This is a genomic window from Stutzerimonas kunmingensis, assembly GCF_032106285.1.
In the GTDB taxonomy this organism is placed as follows: domain Bacteria; phylum Pseudomonadota; class Gammaproteobacteria; order Pseudomonadales; family Pseudomonadaceae; genus Stutzerimonas; species Stutzerimonas kunmingensis_B.
Genome location: NZ_DAMCPO010000012.1, coordinates 20,251 through 38,023, shown reverse-complemented (window position 1 = coordinate 38,023; position 17,773 = coordinate 20,251). Strand labels below are relative to the sequence as shown.

Sequence of the window (17,773 nt, the reverse complement as noted above, 5' to 3'; positions counted from 1 at the left end):
TATCGTTACAAAAAAACAATTCCGCTGCCCAATTCGACAAAGAGGCCGCGCGCGTGAGCGGGCAGCCTCTTTGCCAGAACCACCGAAGCGGCCTTATTTCTTGGTCGCAGCGACCTGAGCAGCAACTTCGGCAGCAAAGTCGACTTCGGCCTTCTCGATGCCCTCGCCTACTTCGTAGCGAACAAAGGATACGATTTCGGCACCAGCTTTCTTGGCCAGCTCACCAACCTTGATTTCCGGGTTCTTGACGAACGCCTGCTCAACCAGGCTGGCTTCGGCCAGGAACTTGTTGATACGGCCCTTGACCATGTTCTCGACGATGTTTTCCGGCTTGCCGGCGATCTTGTCGGCATTGAGCTGCAGGAAGATTTCCTTTTCCTTGGCAACCAGCTCTTCGGAAACATCAGCCGGGCTCAGAACCGCAGGATTGCTGGCAGCCACGTGCATGGCGATATCCTTGGCCAGCTCGGCATCGCCACCCTTCAGGGTGACCAGCACACCGATGCGGTGACCGTGCAGATAAGCACCAACCACTTCACCTTCCACTGCGGTCAGGCGACGGATGTTGACGTTCTCGCCGCACTTGGCGACCAGCGCTTCGCGCGCGGATTCACGAGAAGCGATCAGCGGGGCCACATCGGTCAGCTTCTGCTCGAAGGCCTCGTCCAGGCTTTCCTTGACGAACGCCTTGAAGTCATCCTGCAGAGCCAGGAAGTCAGTCTGCGAGTTGACTTCGATGATCAGACCACGGCCACCCTCGACGCGAACGGCGATCGAGCCCTCGGCAGCGATGTTGCCCGACTTCTTGGCGGCCTTGATGGCGCCCGAGGCACGCATGTCGTCAATCGCCTTTTCGATGTCACCACCAGCGGCGACCAGAGCCTTCTTGCACTCCATCATGCCCTGACCGGTACGCTCGCGCAGTTCTTTGACCAAGGCTGCAGTGATTTCTGCCATGTTGGGAATCCTCTCGATTTGGTTTCTAAACCACTCACCCAATACACGGGTGATCAATTCGCAAGAGACAAAAAGGGGGCCTAGCCCCCTTTTTGTTCATCGGGTGTCACGCTGCAGTGCGCCGCACTCAGCCCTGAGCCGCCTCGGAAGCAACTTCCTCGACGAACTCGTCAGCGCCACCGGCACCGTTCTGGCGACCGCGCAGAACAGCGTCAGCCATGGAGCCGAGGTAGAGTTGCACGGCACGGATGGCGTCATCATTACCGGGAATGATGTAGTCAACGCCTTCCGGGCTGCTGTTGGTATCGACGATGCCGATGACCGGGATACCCAGCTTGTTGGCTTCGGAGATAGCGATGCGCTCGTGATCGACGTCGACGACGAACATGGCGTCCGGCAGGCCGCCCATATCCTTGATACCACCCAGGCTGCGCTCGAGCTTCTCGAGATCACGGGTACGCATCAGAGCTTCTTTCTTGGTCAGCTTCTCGAAAGTACCGTCCTGGGACTGCCCTTCCAGCTCACGCAGACGCTTGATGGAGGCGCGGATGGTCTTGTAGTTGGTCAGCATGCCACCCAACCAGCGATGATCGACATACGGCGAGCCACAACGAGCAGCCTCTTCGCGAACGATCTTGCCGGCGGAACGCTTGGTGCCAACGAACAGAATCTTGTTCTTGCCTGCAGCCAGCTTCTCAACGAAACGCAGTGCGTCGTTGAACATCGGCAGGGTTTTTTCCAGGTTGATGATATGGATCTTGTTGCGCGCGCCGAAAATGTATTTATCCATTTTCGGATTCCAGTAACGGGTCTGGTGGCCGAAGTGCACACCGGCCTTCAGCATATCGCGCATAGTGACTTGAGACATGATCAGTCCTCGAATAAGTCGGGTTAGGCCTCCACGCGTCCCGATATCCAACTCTTGCGAGCACCCAGGATACCGTGTCGACACGTGTGTGGGGTTAGGCTCGACGGGGTCTACCCCGCTGAGCGGCGCGTTTTATAGCACAACGACCATCGAGAGGCTACTGCTTTGAACTCTCTACAACAGGCTCAGCGGTGCAGTCAGCCCTGACCTGCAGGCCGCAGGCGCTTTGGTTTATCATCGCGACTTTCCGTTATTGCCTTCGCCTGCGGGCATACAAGAGGTTTGCATGACTGTCACCATCAAGACGCCCGAAGATATCGAGAAGATGCGCATTGCCGGGCGCCTCGCCGCCGAAGTTCTCGAGATGATCGGCGAGCACGTCAAGCCAGGCGTCACCACCGAGGAACTCGACCGCCTTTGCCACGAGCATATCGTCAACGTTCAGCAGGCCATTCCCGCTCCGCTGAACTACAAGGGCTTTCCCAAATCGATCTGCACCTCGATCAACCACGTTGTCTGCCACGGCATCCCGAACGACAAGCCGCTGAAAGACGGCGACATCCTCAACATCGATATCACTGTGATCAAGGACGGCTATCACGGCGACACCAGCAAGATGTTCATGGTCGGCAAGGTGCCCGAGTGGGCCGATCGCCTCTGCCAGGTCACTCAGGAATGCCTCTATAAAGGCATCGAGCTGGTTCGCCCAGGTGCACGACTCGGGGACATCGGTGAAGTCATCCAGAAACATGCCGAGAAGAATGGGTTCTCCGTGGTCCGCGAATACTGTGGCCACGGCATCGGCAAGGTCTTCCATGAGGAGCCGCAGGTTCTGCATTACGGCCGTGCCGGCACCGGCATGGAGCTCAAGGAAGGCATGACCTTCACCATCGAGCCGATGATCAACCAGGGTCGCTCGGAAACCCGCCTGCTTGGCGATGGCTGGACCGCGATCACCAAGGATCGCAAGCTGTCGGCGCAATGGGAACACACCATCCTGGTGACCGCCGACGGCTACGAGATCTTCACTCTGCGCAGCGACGACACCATCGCTCGCACCTCTGCCTGAGATTTCACAGCCGCAGCCCCCACGGGAGGACGTTCGCATGCCCCAGGTTGACCCGGAGCTGTTTGACCGCAGCCAGTTTCAGGCGGAGCTGGCTCTGAAGGCCAGCCCCATCGCTGCGTACAAGAAGGCCATACGCCAGGCGCGGCAGGTACTGGACGAGCGGTTCAAGGCAGGCCGGGACATCCGTCGCCTGATTCAGGATCGCGCCTGGTTCGTCGATCAGATTCTGCGCTCGGCCTGGGATCGCTTCGACTGGAACAATGGCGCAGATATCGCGCTCGTCGCCGTGGGTGGCTACGGCCGAGGTGAACTGCACCCCTACTCCGATATCGACCTGCTCATTCTGCTCGACGCCAACGACCAGGAAATCTTTCGCGACTCGATCGAGGGCTTTCTGACCCTGCTCTGGGATATCGGCCTGGAAGTCGGGCAGGCCGTGCGCTCCGTTGCCGAATGCGCCGACGAAGCGCGCGCCGACCTCACGGTCATCACCAACCTCATGGAAAGCCGGACGATCGCCGGCCCGGAGCGCCTGCGCCAAGCGATGCTGCGGGTCACCAGCACCCAACAGATGTGGCCTAGCAAGGAATTCTTCCTCGCCAAGCGCAACGAGCAGCGCGCACGACACGCCAAGTACAACAACACCGAGTACAACCTGGAGCCCAATGTCAAAGGCTCCCCCGGCGGCCTGCGCGACATCCAGACCATCCTCTGGATCGCCCGTCGCGAGTTCGGCACGCTCAATCTGCAGGCGATGGTCGATCAGGGCTTTCTTACCGAGGGTGAACACAGCCTGCTGACCGCCGCCCAGGAGTTTCTCTGGAAGGTGCGCTACGGCCTGCACATGCTTGCCGGTCGCGCCGAGGATCGCCTGCTGTTTGACCATCAGCGCAGTTTGGCCGCGCTGCTGGGCTATGAAGACAATGATGCCAAGCTGGCCATCGAACGCTTCATGCAGAAGTACTACCGGATCGTCATGAGCATTGCCGAACTCAGCGATCTTGTCGGTCAGCACTTCGCCGAAGTGATTCTCTGGGAAGGCGAGTCAGGCCCGATCGTGCCACTAAACAGCCGATTTCAGGTACGCGACGGCTACCTTGAGGTGAGCAACGCAGCTATCTTCAAACGCACCCCTTTCGCGATCCTGGAAACCTTCGTGCTGCTCGCCCAGCATCCCGACATCCAGGGTGTTCGCTCGGACACCATTCGCCTGCTCCGCGATCACCGCTACCTGATCGATGACATCTTCCGCCAGGATCTGCGCAACACCAGCCTGTTCATCGAGCTGTTCAAGTGCAAGGAAGGTATTCACCGCAACCTTCGCCGAATGAACCGCTACGGCATCCTGGGTCGCTATCTGCCGGAGTTCGGCCACATCGTCGGGCAGATGCAGCACGACCTGTTCCACATCTACACCGTCGACGCGCACACGCTCAATGTCATCAAGTACCTGCGCAAGCTGACCAAGCCGGGCGTCGCCGAGAAATATCCGCTGGCCAGCAAGCTGGTCGAAAGGCTGCCCAAACCAGAGCTGATCTACATTGCCGGGCTCTATCACGACATTGCCAAGGGCCGTGGCGGCGACCATTCGGAGCTCGGCGCGGTGGATGCCGAGCAATTCTGCAGTCGTCACAAGCTGCCGGCGTGGGATACCCGACTGGTGGTCTGGCTGGTGGAAAACCATCTGGTCATGTCCACCACAGCGCAGCGCAAGGATCTGTCCGACCCGCAGGTGATCAATGATTTCGCCCAACTGGTCGGCGACGAGACGCACCTGGACTATCTCTACGTCCTGACCGTGGCCGACATCAACGCCACCAACCCGACCCTGTGGAATTCCTGGCGCGCGAGCCTGCTGCGTCAGCTCTATACCGAAACCAAGCGAGCCCTGAAACGCGGGCTGGAAAACCCGCTGGGACGCGAGGAGCAGATTCGCCAGACCCAACGCGCTGCGCTGGATGACCTGGTGCGCCAGGGCACCGATCCGGACGATGCCGAGCAACTCTGGGCGCAGCTGGGTGACGACTATTTCCTCCGGCACACCGCCACCGATGTGGCCTGGCATACCGACGCGATCATCGAGCACCCGGCCAACGGTGGACCGCTCGTCCTGATCAAGGAAACCACACAGCGCGAATTCGAAGGCGGCACGCAGATATTCATCTACGCACCGGACCAGCATGACTTCTTCGCGGTGACCGTGGCGGCCATGGATCAGCTCAACCTGAACATCCATGACGCACGCATTCTGACGTCGAGCAGCCAGTTCACGCTGGACACCTACATCGTGCTGGACGCCGACGGCAGCCCGATCGGCAATAATCCGAAGCGGATCGAGGAGATTCGCAGCGGCCTGATCGCCGCCCTGCGCAACCCGGACGACTACCTGACCATCATCCAGCGCCGTGTCCCACGGCAACTCAAGCACTTCGCTTTCCCGCCGCAGGTCACCATCCACAACGACACACAGCGGCCGCAGACCATTCTGGAAATCATTGCACCGGACCGACCCGGCCTGTTGGCGCGGGTGGGCCAGCTGTTCCTCGATTTCGATCTATCGGTGCAGAACGCCAAGATCGCGACCTTGGGCGAACGCGTGGAGGACGTATTCTTCGTCACCGACGCAGACAACCAGCCGCTGTCCGACCCGCAGTTCTGCCTGCGCCTGCAGCAGGCGCTCGTCAAGGAGCTGCAGCAGGAGAACGAACAGCAACCCTCACCGAGCAGCATCCTGATCTGAAATGGCCTCGCCTGCTCACCTACCTGGCGCTGCAAGACAGGTAGGAGGCAGGCTCAATCCCAAGGCTGACCCCGCGTTTGTTCGACAGCTGGCAGTTTCTGCTGCATTGCAGCCTTGGCCAGCATGTGCGCACTGACCGGCGCAGTGAGGAAGAGAAACAGCGTGATCAGCAGCTCGTGCAGGCTCAAGCCATCGTTCTGGCTGCTGAAGAAGATCATCGACGCGATCACGATACCGCCAACACCCAGCGTCGTCGCCTTGGTCGGGCCATGCAGGCGCGTGTAGAAATCCGGCAGCCGGTAGAGGCCGATCGCACCGATCAGCGCAAACAGGCTGCCGATAATAAGGAACACGCTTACCAGCACTTCGATCCAGAATGGCATGTCGTTTCCCTCAATCAATGATGTCGCCGTGCAGCAAGTGTTTACCGACTGCCACGGTACTGACGAAACCCATCACGGCAATCAGCAGTGCCGCCTCGAAGAACAGGTCGGAGGCGAGCCAGATGCCGAACAGCACGATAAGCGCGAGCGCGTTGATGTACAGCGTATCGAGCGCGAGCACTCGGTCGGGCATGTCCGGCCCCTGGATCAGACGAACGACATTCAACACCGCCGCCAGCCCCAAAACGGCCATACAGAACGGAATCACGTAGGCGAGCATTCGAAGATCTCCAGCAGTGGCGCTTCATAGTTACGCTTGACGTCAGCGATCAGCGCATCGACGTCAGGCACGTCCAGCGCATGCACCATAAGCATCTGGCGATCCTGACTCAGACAGGCAGATACCGTCCCAGGCGTCAGCGAGATGATGCTGGTCAGTGTGGACAGGACGAACTCGTTCTCGATGGCCATGGGCACCTCGATGAACGCAGGGCGCAGGCTTTTCTTCGGCCCCAGCACCAGCTTGGCGACGTGCACATTGGCCACGACGATGTCAAAGAGCACCTTGAGCGAGAACACGCACAGCTGCAGCGGCTTGCGTATGCGCGGCACCTCGATGAGAAACCCCCGAACCAGAAGTGGAATCGCCCAACCAAGAAACAGACCGAGCAAGAACTGCCCGAAGCTCAGCGTGTTGTTGAGCAGCAGCCAGAGAATGGCCAGCATCAAGGTCAGGGCGGGATTAGGTAACCAGCGCGCTTTCATGCCGCACCTCCCTGAAGTATCTGCAGATAAGGCGCAACATCCAGCAGCTGCGCAGCAGTGGCGTGCACGAACGCCTGCAGCGGGCCGGCGGCGACAACCAGCATCACACTACCAAGCAGCAAGCCGACCGTCGCCAGAACCCGAATGGCATCGGCAGGCTGCCCCACCGCCTCGGCACTGGGACGCCAGAACACCAGGCTGCCGGCTCGGCTCAGTGAAATCAGCATGCCCAGCCCGCCGACCAGCACCACGGCCCACAGCGCGATAGCGTCTGCGCCAAGCTCGATGGCGCGCAGCAGCATCACCTTGCCGAGAAAGCCGGAAAACGGAGGCAAACCGGCCACGGAGATGGCGCCCATGAAGAACAGCGTGCCAAGCAGCAGCGGCTGACGCAGCGCAGGCGCCGAAATCAGATCGGTCCCCAGGTCTCCGCGCTGACGAGCTATCAGATCGGCGAGCAGGAACAAACCGCCCGCAACCAGCGTGCTGTGGACTAGGTAATAAAGTGCCGCAGCAAGCCCGGCCTCGCTGCCGAGCGCAATACCCGCCAGAAGCGTGCCCACCGACACGACCACCAGATAGGCCAGCAGCACCTGCAGGCTGCGAGCGGCCAATGCGCCTATCACGGCCGCACCGAGCGTCAGCAGAGCTAGCGGCCAGAGCCAGAGATCGACCATGCCGCTCAACTCGCCCGCTTCGCTGCCGAAGACCAGGGTGAACACACGAATGATCGCGTACAGACCGACCTTGGTCATGATCGCGAATAGCGCAGCGACCGGCGCGGTGGCCGATGCATAAGCCCGCGGCAACCAGAAGTACAGCGGCAGGATTGCGCCCTTGAGCGCGAACACCACCAGCAGCAGATACCCGGCGGCCGCCAGCAGCGGCGCATCGGCCGGATCGGCCGCGCTCACACGGGCAGCCATGTCGACCATGTTCAGGGTGCCCAGCAGCCCGTAGAGCATGCTCACGCCGATCAGAAACAGCGAGGAGCCGAGCAGATTCAGCACAACATAGTGCATGCCCGAGCGCACCCTGCGCTGACCATGGCCGTGCAGCAGCAAGGCATACGAAGAGATCAACAGGATCTCGAAGAACACGAACAGGTTGAACAGGTCGCCGGTCAGGAAGGCACCATTGATGCCGAGCAACTGGAACTGATAGAGGGCGTGAAAGTTCGGCCCGCGCTCATCATCACCACGGCAGGCATAAAGTGCTGCGAAACCAGCCAGCACCGCCGTCACCAGCAGCATCAGCGCGCTCAACCGGTCCAGCATGAGAATGATGCCGAATGGCGGCTGCCAGCTACCCAGCGCATAAATCCGCAGCTGACCATCATCGGCAAGCAGCACCAGCCATATCGCAATCGGGACCAGGGTCCAGGTTGCCGCCAGTGAAAGCAGGCGCTTGGTCGACTTGTTCGCGCGATGAGCGAACAGCAACAGCGCCCCCATGAACAACGGCAGCAGCAGCGGGAGAATCAACGCATGATTCATTTGCGCGGCTCCTCACCATCGACGTGATCGGTACGCAGCTCTCCGATGCTGCGCAACGCCAGCACCACCACGAAGGCGGTCATGGCGAAGCCGATGACAATGGCCGTAAGCACCAGCGCCTGCGGCAGCGGATCGCCATACTCCGCGCTCTTGCCTATCACCGCCGGAACGCCGGTCGCCAGCCGGCCCATGGAAAAGATGAACAGATTGACCGCATAGGAAATCAGCGTCAGCCCCATCACCACCGGAAAGATCCGGGCACGCAGGAGCAGATAGACGCCACTGGCCGTCATGATTCCCAGCGTGATCGCAAACAGCGCTTCCACTACAGCACCTCCCTGTTGGAATCGTCCTGGCTGACCTGGCCGATGTTGGAAAGAATCAGTAATGTCGCGCCGACAACCACCAGATAAACCCCCAGATCGAAGAGCATTGCAGTCGCCAGCTCGAACTCTCCGACGAGAGGCAGATGGAAATACCCGAATGACGACGTCAGGAACGCGTAGCCGAACGCCCAGCTGCCCAGCCCCGTCAGCCCCGCAATAAGCAGGCCTGCGCCGCAGAGTGCGTGATAGCTGATCGGTTGCCGCGCCTGTGCCCAGCTCACGCCATGCGCGATGTATTGGAGAATCAGTGCCACCGCGGTGATGAGACCGGCAATGAATCCGCCACCCGGCAGGTTGTGCCCGCGCAGGAAGATGAAGGCGGAAATCAGCAGCGCCATCGGTAGCAGCGCGCGGGCAAGTGCATCCAGAACCATGGGGTGCCGGTCAACCGACCAGGGTCGCCCGCCGTAGTCGCGAACCGGGTGCGGCAGGCGCAGGCCTTTGAGTAGCGCATAGATGCCTACGCTGGCGATCGCCAGCACTGCGATCTCGCCCAGGGTATCGAACCCACGGAAGTCCACCAAAATCACATTCACGACGTTCTTGCCGCCGCCGCCGGAAACACTGTTCTCGAGGAAGTACGACGCGATGCTGTCATAGGGCCGGGTCAGCACGGTGTAGGCAAGCAGCGCGACCATGGTGCCGCTGCCGCCCGCGAGAACGAAATCGCGGAAGGCACGCAGGCTGCTCGACTCGGCCGGCGTACGGTCGGGCATGAAGAACAGCGCGAGAATCAGCAGGATGATCGTCACCACCTCTACCGAAAGCTGGGTCAGCGCCAGATCCGGGGCGGAATAACGGGCAAACCCGAGCGCGACCATGAGACCAACGACACTGAGTACGATCAGCGCGGTCAGACGGCGGCGATGGAAAAGCACGGTCAGCAGCGAAGTCAGCGCCAGAATCGCCATGCCCAGCACGGTGATTCCATCAAGCGGCGTCAGCGCGACCGGCCCATGCAGCGTTTCCAACGGGGTCAACGCAAAAACCACGAGCACCAGCGTACTGAGCAGCATGAGGGCGATGTAGCGTTGCAGCGAGCCGTTTTCCAGCAGACAGGTGACGTGACGTGCAGCGAGGGTCAGTCCGCCCATCACCCGTTCGAACACTTCCAGCGAATCGACCGAGGGCAACCCTTCGTACCAGCGGAACGCCCACTTGCGCAGCGAATAGATCATTATCCCGCCAATCAGCGCTGCAAAGCTCATGGCCAGCGGCAAATTGAAGCCGTGCCAGATCGACAGGCTGTATTCAGGCACGTTGCCATTCAGCGTTCCCGACACCGCCGCCGCCAACAATGGACCCACGGTGAAAGCCGGTAGCATCCCCACCAGCAGGCAGAGCAACACGAGGATTTCCACCGGGATCTTCATGTAGCGTGCAGGTTCGTGAGGCGGGTACTTCGGCAGATCGATCGGCTCGCCGTTGAAGAACACGTCGTGAACGAAACGCAGCGAATAGGCGACCGAGAACGCACCGGCCAGCGTCGCTGCCGCGGGAATCGTCCAATAGAAGCTACCGAGCAGGTGCTGATCGAGCGTCTCGGCGAAGAACATTTCCTTGCTCAGGAAACCATTGAGCAATGGGACACCGGCCATTGCCAGCGACGCCACCATCGCGAGTGCCGCGGTGTGTGGCATGTACTTCCACATGCCATTGATGCGGCGCATGTCGCGAGTGCCCGTCTCGTGATCGATGATCCCGGCGGCCATGAACAGCGAAGCCTTGAAGGTTGCGTGGTTAATGATGTGAAAGATCGCCGCCACCGCTGCAAGACGCGAATCCAGGCCAAAGAGCAAGGTAATCAGGCCCAGGTGGCTGATAGTGGAATAGGCCAGCAGGCCTTTCAGGTCGTGCTGGAACAGCGCCATCACCGCACCCAGCAGCAATGTCGCCAGCCCGGTGACGCTGACCATGTAGAACCACCACTCCGACTCGGCCAGCGCCGGATACAGCCGAGCGAGCAGGAAGACACCGGCCTTGACCATCGTCGCGGAATGCAGGAAGGCCGATACCGGCGTGGGCGCTGCCATTGCCTGTGGCAACCAGAAGTGAAAAGGGAACTGCGCGGACTTGGTGAACACACCGAGCAACACGAGAATCAAGGTCAGCGGGTACAGCGAATTGGCACGGATCAAATCGCCCGAAGCGAGCACGGTTGTGAGCTCGAAGCTGCCGACGATATGGCCGATCAGCAGAATCCCGGCGAGCAAGGCGAGGCCGCCCCCCCCGGTGATGGCGAGCGCCATGCGCGCGCCTTGGCGCGCATCGGCGCGGTGATTCCAGTAACCAATGAGCAGGAACGACGAAAGGCTCGTCAGCTCCCAGAACATCAGCATCAGCAGCAGATTCTCGGACAGCACCACGCCGAGCATGGCGCCCATGAACAACAGGAAGAAGCCGAAGAATCGCCCCATCGGGTCTTTCTTCGACAGGTAATAGCGAGCGTAAAGAATGACCAGAAGACCGATGCCGAGAATCAGCAGGGCGAAGAGGAAGCCCAATCCATCAAGGCGCAGGCTCAGGTTGAGTCCGAGCTGCGGTAACCACTCGTAATGGATGATTTCGGTTTGGCCGGCAAATACGTCGGCCCGTTTGGTCAGCAGCAGAATCAGCGCTGTCAGTGGCGCCAGGCCCGCGCCAAAGGCACAAGCGGAGCGGCCAAACCGCTCCAGGAGCAAAGGCAGGAAGATGCCCAGAAATGGCAAAGCGATGATCAGCGCAAGCGCCATGAACGAGACCCCTTAAGCCACCTGAGCGGAGGCATTCTTATCCTTGCAGGCACAGCAACTGCCTGAAACAGCACATAAATGTGTGCCCGATTATCCATACCGATGATGCTGGCGTCATGGATTCATGTATTTCGAAAAACAAAAAGCGCTGTCACCGCTCCGTGAACGGAGCGGTGACAGCGCTCTGACTTCAGCCTCGGGCAGCTGCTATGAAGATCAGGGCGCCACGCGACTGGTGCCACTGACGGTCATGATGCGAACTCGCTGTCCCACGCGAAATACCTGATTGGGCTCCACGGCCTGCACATAGGCGCGCACGTTGCCGTCATCCTCACGCACGGTGATCTCGACACCCTGGGTACGGGTAATCCCCTCTTCCGCCGCCGACCCCAGCATGCCACCTGCCACCGCACCAATCACTGCAGCAACCGCACTGCCACGGCCGCCGCCGATGCCACTGCCGGCAACGCCACCAACCACTGCGCCGGCGCCGGTGCCGATGGGGGTCTTGGTTCCCTCGATCTTCACTGGACGCAGCGATTCGATGGTTCCGTAACGCACGGTCTGTACGGCTCGCGCCTCGTCCCGAGAATAGGTATCTCCGGTCAGGCTGGAGGCGCACCCACCCAGAGCGAGCGTCAGAGCTGTAAAGGAAGCGACATAAATGGACCTACGCATTGCAATTCTCCTGCGGACAGCTGTTTCGTTCTGAACGGCGGCATGAGCAGTAGCGACAAAAAAGCGCTTGGCAACTTCTCCGTCCTGACTCAGCATTACTACCTTCCTAGCATACATATGCGAGTCGAACCTGGCGCACCGGTTCCTCTCGCCGAGACGATCCATGGATTACTTCATCATAGCCATCACCACCATAGCTGGCCTGGCTTTTCACGGCTGGCTGATCATGCGCTTCCGACTTTGGGCCGATCGGGACCTGGCGCTTTCAATCGCCGGCAGCGACCCAGACAAGCGCAGCTGGATGCTACAACGCCTCGCCGACGCGAAGAGTCAGAAGATCAAGCGGCGGGAACTACAAAGCTGGCTGGAGCAGCAGGTACAACACTACCCCGGCCTCTGATTCGGACACTTTCAGAAGATCAGACCCGAACAAACAAGCCACGCTTTCATGGTCTCTGACCATCGGAAAGCACATCCTTAGCACCAGGTGATCGTTTGCTGGTTACAGAACGTTGCCAGCACGGCGCGAGAGCTTACCCGCTGGCGCTCCAGCAAAGCGCCGCTCTCCGGTACAAGAGGCTTGGAGCAACAGCGCCTGGACTAGTTCGTTGCTGGGAGACCATTTAGGGCGCCAAGCGCTCCCGCTGCCAGCTGTTTGCGATCAAACGATAGTCGAGACGATCATGAAGGCGGCTAGGCCGGCCCTGCCAGAACTCCATACGCTCCGGCAACAGGCGATACCCACCCCAGTGCGGCGGACAATGGGGCGCCGTGTCGAGAAAGCGCTGCTCGGTTTCCGCCAGCAAACGCTCAAGTTCGGCGCGATCGCGAATCACCTGGCTCTGCGGCGATGCCCAGGCACCGAGCCGGCTACCCAAGGGACGGACTTGAAAATAAGCATCCGACTCCTCCTGAGTAACCTTCTCCACCCGCCCCTCGATACGAACCTGACGCTCGAGTGTCGGCCAGAAGAAAGTCATGGCTGCATAGGGCGAAGCATTCAGTTGCTCACCCTTGGCGCTGTCGTAATTGGTGAAAAAGGTAAAGCCTCGATCATCCAGCGCCTTGAGAAGCAGGATGCGACAGTGAGGACGGCCCTCGGAGTCGACCGTAGCCAGGGACATCGCGTTAGGCTCCACCGGCGCCTGTTCGGTTTTCGTGGCCTCGGTGAACCACTGACGAAACAATCCGAACGGCTCGGCTGATGCATTGGCCTCACTGAGTCCGTCACGGGTGTAGTCACGGCGCATATCGGCCAGGGTCTGGATCATCGCGGGGCTCCTTGTAGTCGAATAAGCAGGCTTCAGCCTACCAGGCGGCCATTCGCCGGGCGACGGTGGTTGAACCCAGCCGGCCTGCATGAACTAGCTTATCCGCGTGCTCAGGCAACGCGCTTGATTCAAGGCAACCATGCCCAACGAAAACAGGCCCGCATGCGGGCCTGTCGATATCCAATGCCTGGGAGCGCTACTTGGCGACCTCGGCTTGCGCCACCTGTGTCGCGGACTGCGCCGGCTGCTCGTACTTGGCGATCAATGCGAGCATCGTCGCCTGCGGCGCCAGTACCATCTCGACCCGACGGTTCAGAGCTCGGCCTTCCTTGCTGTCGTTGGCTGCACGCGGCATGTCGGAACCCAGGCCTCGAATGCGCAGGCGGTTATGCTTGAGGCCACTCAGGCGGAAAATGGCCGCCACGGCACCGGCACGCTCGCGACTTACGGTGCGATTGGTGTCCGCAGAGCCAGTGCTGTCGGCATGACCGAGTACGACTACGGCAGTCTTGTCGTCCTTCTCGACCAGCTTTGCAACACGGGTGATCGGCCCGAGGGTTACCGGCAGGAGCATGCCGGGACGATCCGGATTGAAGGACGAGTCCACCGGCGCTGTCACCACCAGCACGCTGTCACGGCGCTCCACCTCGAAACCACTGCCCACGAGCGCATCCTTCAACTGCGGCTCGTACTCATCGAGCCAAGCGTAATCCACCTTGACCGTAGCCGGGGCAGCGGCCTCGCTCGGTTTCTCGCTCTTCGAGCTGCAGCCGGCAACGACGATCATGCAGAAAATCAGGGAGACGCTCTTCAGCAGGTTCATGAGGCAGGTTCCGTCAACCAGAAGCGTTCTAGGAGGGTGCGACCAATCGAGGTGAGGCCACTATTGAGTTCGAGTTGAAATTGTGGACGCAAGCCCTTCTTTTGAAAAGCCTGCGAGGCCAGAAGTGACGAGTGGTTCAACGCAGACATGCTGCAACGCTGCGCGCCAGCGACTGCGCACGCGGGTCCATCAGCACATAGGGGCCGAGGGTATTGGTCACGAAACCGAACCCCAGTTCACGCTCCGGATCGGCAAAACCAACACTGCCACCGGCACCAGGGTGACCGAACGCCTGCTCTCCCATGCCAAAGGTGGCATTGGCGACGTGCGGCTGATCCAACCAGCAGCCGAGGCCGAAACGCGTGGCGGCCAATAGAGTGCGGTCTTGTCCTGCGCTGTGCTCGCTGGTCATCTCGCGCAGCAGCGACTCATCCAGAAGTTTGCCCTGCAGCAGCCCTGTATAGAACCCCGCCAACGAGCGGGCATTGCCATGGCCGTTGGCTGCCGGTTGCGCCATGCGTCGCCATTCCGGTTTGTTACCACTGCTCATGATGGACGGTGGATTGTTGAAGGCCCGGACACTTATTGACTCCGGCTCGCTCATCAAGGCCTTGAACAGGCGCTGCGCGGCAGCGTCACCGAAGTCGTTCTTGGTGCGCGTGAGATAAGCGACACGATGAGCCTCGGAATCGCCGAGACCGATATGGAAGTCAAGCCCGAGCGGCACCGCCGTACGACGAACGATCGACTCCCCAGGCCCACAGCCATCGGCACGACGCAGGAGCTCACCAACCAGCCAGCCGTAGGTCATCGCCGCGTAGCCCTGATCGGTGCCGGGCGTCCACCATGGCTCTTCGGCTGCTAGCGCGGCAGTCATGACGTCCCAGTCGTACAGCGCTTCAGCGGCTAGCGGTCTGCGAATCGCCGGCAATCCCGCCCGATGACAGAGCAGCTGACGCAGGGTGATGGCTTCCTTGCCATTGACTGCGAACTCCGGCCATATACGGCCGACGGGCTCATCCAGCTGCAGCTTGCCTTCCTCGACCAGCTGTAGCGCAGCAACCCCGGTGAAGGTCTTGGTGCAGGAGAACAGGTTGACCACCGTATCGCTGTGCCACACCTGCTCGCCCTGATTGTCGGCAACGCCGGCCCAGAGATCGACGACCGTCTCGCCGCCGATCTGCACGCAGAGTCCCGCGCCGCGCTGCTGGGTGCCGTCGAACAGCGCGCCGAACGCATCGCGAACGGCCTCGAAACGAAGATCGAAATAGCCCTGAACCTGCACGCTGTCACCTCTCGCAATCAATTCTCGGGATCGTTGCAGCCGCCATTACGCAACAAAACCGCCAGACGAGGCGGTGATGGGGTGATATCGCGACCGGTTATCTCGCCTATCAACCGATCTCGCGACGGAACGGCGGCAGCGCATTGAGGATCGCCTTGCCATAGCGCTGCGTCACTACCCGCCGGTCGAGCAGCGTGATGGTTCCACGGTCCGCCTCGGTACGCAGCAGCCGCCCACAGGCCTGCACCAGTCGCAGAGAGGCATCTGGAACGGCGATCTCCATGAACGGGTTGCCGCCGCGCGCCTCGATCCACTCTGCCAATGCGGCCTCGACCGGGTCATCGGGGACTGCAAACGGAATCTTCGCAATCACCACATGCTCGCAGTATGCCCCCGGCAGATCGACGCCTTCGGCAAAGCTGGCAAGCCCGAACAGCACGCTGGACTCGCCATCGTCCACCCGCGCCTTGTGCTTGTTCAGGGTTTCCTGCTTGGACAGGTTGCCCTGGATCAGCACCCGCCGACGCCATTCACGCTCCAGGCCGTCGAACACGTCCTGCATCTGCTTGCGTGACGAGAACAGTACAAGTGTTCCCCGTGCACCTTCGACCAATCCCGGCAGTTCGCGGACGATGGCTGCCGTGTGTGCTGCAGCATCGCGCGGATCGGCTTTCAGATCGGGAACGCGCAGCACCCCGGCATCGGCATGATGAAAAGGACTCGGCACCACGGCGGTGACCGCAGCCTTGGGCAAGCCGGCCCGCATGCGGTAGCGGTCGAAACTGTTCAGCGCCGTGAGCGTCGCCGATGTCACCAGCGCACCAAAGGCGACATTCCAGAGATTTCGCCGCAACGTTTCCGCTGCAAGGATCGGGCTGGCATTGACCTCGATATCGAACAGCGCCCCGCCTTCCGCCAGGGTCAGCCAGCGCGCCATTGGCGGGCTATCCTCCGGGTCTTCGACGGTGAATGCGGTCCACAACTCCCAATTGTTCTGCGAACGCGTCAGCAGACTGCCGAACAGCGGGTACCACTCCTCAGCCTGATGGCTGGCGATTCCGCCACCTGCTTCGCCGTCCATGGCCTCCTTGAGCAGTTCAGCGATCCGACTGAACAGATCGGTCAGCTTGGAAAAACCCTTCTTCAGCTCGGTGCCCAGCTCGATCAGATGCTCCGGCACCACGCCACCGACGAAGCGGTGCCGCGGCCGCTCACGGCCCTCCATGTCCTCACCGGCCTTGAAATCGGCCAATTGCTCACAGGCGCTGAACATGAACTGCTGCTGGGTGCGCAGATCACGAGCCAGTTCTGGGATGCCCTCCACCAGCCGACCGAGCTCGCCCGGCAGCGGATGTTGGGCAAGCAGCTTGGTCAGGTTCTTTTCCACCTGCCCGAGCCAGTCAGCCGTGGAGCGCAACCGGGTGAAATGGGCGAAGTGACCGATGGCCTTGTCCGGCAGATGATGCCCTTCGTCGAAGACGTAGATGGTGTCACGTGGATCGGGCAACACCGCACCGCCGCCAAGGGCCAGGTCAGCCAGAACCATGTCGTGGTTGGTGACGATCACATCGACCTTGGTCATGCCCTCGCGCGCCTTGTAGAACGCGCACTGCTGAAAGTTGGGGCAATGCCGGCCGGTGCATTGGCTGTGATCCGTGGTGAGCTGCGACCAGTCCGCATCGCCCAGCTCCTCCGGCCAGCTGTCGCGGTCGCCATCCCAGCGATTACCCGCCAACTTCTCGATCATGCCGGTGAAGAGCTTCTGGCTGCGCTCGTCGACCTCGATGCGGAAGCCTTCTTCCTCGAACAACTGGGCGGTCGCGCTCTGCGCCTGGCCTTCCTGCAGTAACAGATCAAGCTTTGACAGGCACAGGTAGCGCCCGCGGCCCTTGGCCAATGCGAAGCTGAAATTCAGTCCGCTGTTGCGCATCAGGTCCGGCAGGTCCTTGTGCACGATCTGCTCCTGCAGGGCGACCGTTGCCGTGGCGATCACCAGCCGCTTGCCAGCTGCCTTGGCGGTGGGGATCGCCGCCAGACTATAGGCGACGGTCTTGCCTGTACCGGTGCCCGCCTCGACCGCGACGACCGCGGGCTTGCTCTCGCGACGCCCTTCATCGTCGGTCTTGATAGTGCCGAGCACCTTGGCGACCTCGGCGATCATCAGGCGCTGGCCATAGCGGGCCTTGAGCCCCTTGGCTTCGAGAAAACGGCTGTAGGCGCCCTGGATCTGGGACTTGAGTTCGGTGCTGAGCATGGGCGCGGAGCTGTATATATTTTCAGTACTTCGACGGGGCGGCTATGATAGCGCGCGTTCGCCCTG

16 protein-coding genes are annotated in these 17,773 nt (G+C 60.9%); 3 read left to right on the top strand and 13 right to left on the bottom strand.

The genetic code is table 11. The annotated features are described in order from the left end of the window. Window positions 1–93: 93 nt before the first annotated feature. Together tsf and rpsB are read right to left on the bottom strand one after the other, a co-directional pair. A complete protein-coding gene (gene tsf / locus RT582_RS11425; RefSeq protein WP_014819903.1) occupies window positions 94–957 on the bottom strand; it encodes a translation elongation factor Ts in 864 nt (287 codons plus the stop codon). A 127-nt stretch (window positions 958–1,084) separates the two neighbouring features. Further along, the gene (gene rpsB / locus RT582_RS11420; protein WP_014819902.1) at window positions 1,085–1,825 is read right to left on the bottom strand and encodes a 30S ribosomal protein S2; all 741 of its coding nucleotides are present in this window, start codon (window positions 1,823–1,825) and stop codon (window positions 1,085–1,087) included. Between the two features lie 286 nt (window positions 1,826–2,111). Here rpsB and map point away from each other — a divergent pair, with 286 nt between their 5' ends. Both map and RT582_RS11410 read left to right on the top strand, forming a co-directional pair. Next, complete coding sequence (gene map, locus RT582_RS11415) at window positions 2,112–2,894, top strand: type I methionyl aminopeptidase (protein ID WP_014819901.1); 783 nt, start codon at window positions 2,112–2,114, stop codon at window positions 2,892–2,894. A gap of 37 nt (window positions 2,895–2,931) precedes the next feature. Beyond that, entirely contained in the window at window positions 2,932–5,634 is a 2,703-nt protein-coding gene (locus RT582_RS11410; RefSeq protein ID WP_014819900.1) for a [protein-PII] uridylyltransferase, read from the top strand. 53 nt (window positions 5,635–5,687) lie between these two features. Here the strand turns inward: RT582_RS11410 and RT582_RS11405 are convergent, their stop codons facing one another. The 7 genes from RT582_RS11405 to RT582_RS11375 all read right to left on the bottom strand — a co-directional run bounded on the left by RT582_RS11405 (window position 5,688) and on the right by RT582_RS11375 (window position 12,074). Beyond that, window positions 5,688–6,017 (bottom strand): Na+/H+ antiporter subunit G, encoded by a 330-nt coding sequence (locus RT582_RS11405; protein ID WP_003299378.1) that lies wholly within the window; start codon window positions 6,015–6,017, stop codon window positions 5,688–5,690. 10 nt (window positions 6,018–6,027) lie between these two features. Further along, a complete protein-coding gene (locus RT582_RS11400; RefSeq protein ID WP_125878147.1) occupies window positions 6,028–6,297 on the bottom strand; it encodes a K+/H+ antiporter subunit F in 270 nt (89 codons plus the stop codon). Continuing rightward, a complete protein-coding gene (locus tag RT582_RS11395) occupies window positions 6,282–6,782 on the bottom strand; it encodes a Na+/H+ antiporter subunit E (RefSeq protein ID WP_278412333.1) in 501 nt (166 codons plus the stop codon). Before RT582_RS11395 ends, RT582_RS11400 begins: the two co-directional genes overlap by 16 nt. Further along, on the bottom strand, window positions 6,779–8,278 hold the full coding sequence (locus RT582_RS11390; protein WP_278412334.1) for a monovalent cation/H+ antiporter subunit D: 1,500 nt from the start codon (window positions 8,276–8,278) through the stop codon (window positions 6,779–6,781). Before RT582_RS11390 ends, RT582_RS11395 begins: the two co-directional genes overlap by 4 nt. Then, window positions 8,275–8,604 carry a Na+/H+ antiporter subunit C gene (locus tag RT582_RS11385; protein ID WP_003299385.1) on the bottom strand — a complete coding sequence of 110 codons (330 nt, stop codon included), beginning with the start codon at window positions 8,602–8,604 and terminating at the stop codon, window positions 8,275–8,277. Before RT582_RS11385 ends, RT582_RS11390 begins: the two co-directional genes overlap by 4 nt. Beyond that, a complete protein-coding gene (locus tag RT582_RS11380) occupies window positions 8,604–11,396 on the bottom strand; it encodes a monovalent cation/H+ antiporter subunit A (protein ID WP_313477441.1) in 2,793 nt (930 codons plus the stop codon). The genes RT582_RS11385 and RT582_RS11380 overlap by 1 nt, the downstream gene beginning before the upstream one ends. Window positions 11,397–11,612: 216 nt before the next feature. Beyond that, entirely contained in the window at window positions 11,613–12,074 is a 462-nt protein-coding gene (locus RT582_RS11375; protein WP_041754299.1) for a glycine zipper 2TM domain-containing protein, read from the bottom strand. 163 nt (window positions 12,075–12,237) lie between these two features. Between RT582_RS11375 and RT582_RS11370 the strand changes: the two genes are divergently transcribed. After that, complete coding sequence (locus tag RT582_RS11370; RefSeq protein ID WP_023443738.1) at window positions 12,238–12,474, top strand: hypothetical protein; 237 nt, start codon at window positions 12,238–12,240, stop codon at window positions 12,472–12,474. 223 nt (window positions 12,475–12,697) lie between these two features. Here RT582_RS11370 and pdxH read toward each other — a convergent pair whose 3' ends face one another. The 4 genes from pdxH to dinG all read right to left on the bottom strand — a co-directional run bounded on the left by pdxH (window position 12,698) and on the right by dinG (window position 17,707). Next, window positions 12,698–13,345 (bottom strand): pyridoxamine 5'-phosphate oxidase, encoded by a 648-nt coding sequence (pdxH, locus tag RT582_RS11365; protein ID WP_125862388.1) that lies wholly within the window; start codon window positions 13,343–13,345, stop codon window positions 12,698–12,700. Between the two features lie 196 nt (window positions 13,346–13,541). After that, window positions 13,542–14,168, bottom strand: a complete 627-nt coding sequence (locus RT582_RS11360) for an OmpA family protein (protein ID WP_042925679.1) — start codon at window positions 14,166–14,168, stop codon at window positions 13,542–13,544. A 136-nt stretch (window positions 14,169–14,304) separates the two neighbouring features. Then, complete coding sequence (locus RT582_RS11355) at window positions 14,305–15,453, bottom strand: serine hydrolase domain-containing protein (RefSeq protein WP_313477531.1); 1,149 nt, start codon at window positions 15,451–15,453, stop codon at window positions 14,305–14,307. Window positions 15,454–15,562: 109 nt separating this feature from the next. Further along, window positions 15,563–17,707: an ATP-dependent DNA helicase DinG gene (gene dinG / locus RT582_RS11350; protein ID WP_313477439.1), complete on the bottom strand. Its 2,145-nt coding sequence runs from the start codon at window positions 17,705–17,707 to the stop codon at window positions 15,563–15,565. Window positions 17,708–17,773 lie beyond the last annotated feature (66 nt).